Consider the following 3,584-nt stretch of genomic DNA (forward strand, 5'->3'; position numbering starts at 1 on the left):
GCTAATGATCCTTCCTGGATTAAAACGTTTAAACAAGTCGAGCAGATGGTGACAGATTTTCCTGAATATTTACCAAACACGTATTTGCAGTATTATTTATATCCTTCACAGATGGTGGATAAAGAGGAGCCGGATAACACAAGGGCCCGCCAGGTCATTAACGGGCGTGAGAAACGCGTGCACACATTGGCAGATCAAATCATTGCAGATGATACCACTGAAAATGTGGAGCTTGAAGTAGATATCCACGGTCGTTATATGATTCGAGTTGCGGCATCCATGGCTTATAACAATGGTGACATTTTTATAGTGATGGTTGAGAACAACGGAACGATTGCCAATCTACCTGATGATGTCATGGTTGAGGTTCCTTCTGTAATTACGAATCGTGGACCTAAACCATTCGCTGTAGGTCACATTTCTACCTTTTACAAAGGGTTAATTGAAGGACAGTTGGCTTATGAGAAACTTGTGGTGGATGCTTATTATGAAAATAGTTATGAAAAAGCCCTGCAGGCTTTGACCTTGAACCGAACGGTTATTGACGCTCCAAGAGCAAGAAAGATTCTTGACGAAATGATTGAAGCAAACAAAGACTATTGGCCTGCATTGTACGCCAGTAAAAAAGCTCAGACGGTCTAATCAAATTTATAGACCCGAACCGTGTATTCGGGTCTATTCTTTCCCTTGATAAGAAAGCGTTTGCTTAAAAGGAGGATAAGCTAAATCATGAAGAAACATTTTGGAGTTCTACAGAAGTTTGGTAAGTCGTTAATGGTGCCGGTCGCTCTCTTGCCTGCCGCAGGTATATTACTTGGTATTGGTGCCGCCCTTACAGGTCCATTGTCAGAAACTTTGACCTTTTTACAAAATGATGCGATTCAGTTCATCGGTCAAGGGATGTCCGACATTGGCATCAGCATATTCAATAATCTGGCTATTATATTTGCTCTAGGTGTCGCGATCGGTCTGACAAATGGATCCGGTATTGCTGCACTCGCTGCATTATTAGGGTACGTCATCATGAATAAAACCATTTCTTTTGCGCTCAGTATTACGCCAGAGATGGTGGAGGAGAGCGGAGAATATGGTTTTGCCCTCGGCATTCCTACCCTTGAAACCGGGGTGCTTGGCGGAATTGTTGTCGGTTTACTTGCTGTTTTCATTTATAATAAATTTCACGAGTTTGATCCACCTGAAGTATTGGGCTTCTTTGCTGGGGATCGTTCGGTCGGGATTGCGATGGTTTTCTCTTCTATATTCCTTGCTATGGCTATGATGGTGGTGTGGCCACCGATTCAAAGCGGCATCAATGCTGTCGCAAACGTAATCGCCAATGGAGCAACGAATCCTCTTTATATAGGTCTCTATGGATTCCTGGAAAGAGTTCTTATACCAACCGGACTTCACCATATTTGGTACGCGCCGTTTTTGTGGACTTCACTGGGCGGTACAGCAGAAGTTGCTGGAAGCACTGTATCCGGAGACCAATATATCTTTTTAGCACAAGTGGCTGAAGGAGTGGAAGTAACGGCTGGACGTTTCATGGCTGGTAAGTTCCCTGTCATTATGTTTGGTCTTGTTGGAGCGGCTCTTGCCATGTATCGTCAGGCGGACAAGAAAAACCGTCCCGTAGTTAAAGGGATGCTTGTGGCTGCTGCTGGTACGGCTTTTATTACCGGAATCACAGAGCCGATTGAATTTACATTCTTATTCGTAGCGCCTCTACTATTTGTGTTTCACGCCGTGTTAGCTGGCATATCCTTTGCAGCTATGTATATGTTAGATGCTAATATTGGCTGGGCAGGAGGATCTGGTCTCATCGATTATGTGCTGGTCAATGCGATTCCAGGCACAAATAATTGGTGGTTGAATATCGTAGTCGGTGCCGTCTTCTTCGTTGTTTATTATTTCTCATTCTCCTTTGCCATTAAAAAATGGGATCTGGCTACGCCGGGTCGTGGAGGACAAGAAAACAAGCTTTATACACGTAAGGATTTCAACGAAAAGAAAAAGGGTGGAAAATCCGAGCAGACTCGCGAAACGGCTGCATCGATTATGACGGCTTTAGGCGGAGAATCCAACTTAAAACACGTGGATGCCTGCTTCACCAGATTAAGAGTCGAAGTAAACGAAGTCAGCAAAATCGATGAAGAGGAGTTAAAAGCACTGGGAGCCGCTGGTGTAGTTAAAGTGGATCAGAATATTCAAGCGATCTTCGGAGGCCGTTCCGATCTTTATAAAAATGAGATTAATCGTATTAGGGATGAATCAAGTGTCTCCTAATGAACCTTGTTAATCTTCTTACTATTAAAGGTAAGTTAAATAGAAAAACGAATCTTATAAACTTAAAAATAAGAGCCACTCTCCTAGAGCGGCTCTTATTTTTTTACCAGAAGAAAGCTGAAGCCAGAGCGACACCAGTAATAGCTCCGATCGCAAATGGAATACCGAAACCGTACCCTCCGTAAAAGAAAAAACCATATCCACGTGGACCCGGGAATGGACGCAGCCACACATGGTTGCGAGTCACTCGGGTAATTCTACCGTAATGAACACGGCCATCACGACCGTTTAGACGGACATCTCTACCATGATAACGGCAGCAGAGACCATAAATGTTGGATTGAGACAAGTAAGCACTTCCTTTCTTTCCTACATAGAGGACTATGATTATAGAATATGTTTGCAGACGAGTTTGGCGTAGACGAATGTAGATATTCTGCATAGTTTAAAAGAAAAATGTTTTTTGCCCTAAAGTCATAGAATGAAAGAGAACATAATTAGAAAGGGTGTATGGATTGGGAATTGTAGACACTTCACGAGCATTGGGAGTTTTTAATGAAAAATGTAAAAGAAAGGCTCCTTTTCAATCTCCCTATATCGTCCAAAGAGAAACAATTTGTCAGCCTGCTCAACATCCCTTCGACGGACTGCAAGAAGAAGAAATTCAATATCTCTTGTTAACCTATGGTTTATTCAAGCCGGATGCTTGGAGAAGAGCGGGGAAATTAGTGAAGAACTGGAAAGAGGAAGGTTTGTACGAAAAGTTGGAAAAGGAATACCGATATTTAAAAAAATTGTGGAATGGTCCTGAGGTTCCTGTGTATCTTTATCCCTTCCAGGAAGGTGGTTCTTTCCTGAGAGAAAGCAAAGAAAATAAAGGAGGAGTAGCGTTCAAGGAAGGTTTATACCTTTTTTATGGAGACCCAGTAAAAGAAGATGATTGGAAAGCAGTTCTGGCTCACGAATATAACCATGTCTGCCGCTTAACAGAAAAGAATGTTGATATGGAGCGCGTAACATTACTTGAGACCCTGGTGATTGAAGGTTTAGGAGAGTACGCTGTTAATGAGGTTTATGGAAAAGATTATATATCTCCGTGGACGAATCAATATACTGACAAGCAGCTAAACAAATTATGGGTGGATAAATACAGGGTCAATCTTTCAAACCGAGAGCGTGAAAGTCAGATGGATTTTCTTTACGGAAACAAAAAGAGAGCTCTTCCGAGGTGGGCAGGGTATCAGATTGGTTTTAAAATTATTGAGTCGTACCATAAAGCCCATCCAGATCAAAGTCTG

The 3,584-nt window shown here is 42.4% G+C and carries 3 protein-coding genes and 1 pseudogene; 3 read left to right on the top strand and 1 reads right to left on the bottom strand.

Annotated features, from left to right (window positions below; all coding sequences use genetic code 11):
- A pseudogene (locus WAM07_RS15425) lies at positions 1-642 on the top strand (6-phospho-alpha-glucosidase); the annotation flags it as partial.
- An 87-nt stretch (positions 643-729) separates the two neighbouring features.
- Positions 730-2,286, top strand: a complete 1,557-nt coding sequence (locus WAM07_RS15430) for a PTS transporter subunit EIIC (protein WP_422168245.1) — start codon at positions 730-732, stop codon at positions 2,284-2,286.
- 103 nt (positions 2,287-2,389) lie between these two features.
- On the opposite strand, the gene WAM07_RS15435 is transcribed toward WAM07_RS15430, so the two are convergent.
- Entirely contained in the window at positions 2,390-2,635 is a 246-nt protein-coding gene (locus WAM07_RS15435; protein WP_422168247.1) for a hypothetical protein, read from the bottom strand.
- A gap of 166 nt (positions 2,636-2,801) precedes the next feature.
- Between WAM07_RS15435 and WAM07_RS15440 the strand changes: the two genes are divergently transcribed.
- The coding region (locus WAM07_RS15440) for a DUF2268 domain-containing protein (protein WP_422168249.1) at positions 2,802-3,584 on the top strand (783 nt) is incomplete at its 3' end.

The organism is Halobacillus sp., assembly GCF_049282395.1.
Classification (GTDB): domain Bacteria; phylum Bacillota; class Bacilli; order Bacillales; family Halobacillaceae; genus Halobacillus.

What these genes read in the sequence shown, in the direction of transcription:
- WAM07_RS15430 (WP_422168245.1), top strand. Translation starts at nt 730, where the DNA reads ATGAAGAAACATTTTGGAGTTCTACAGAAGTTTGGTAAGTCGTTAATG.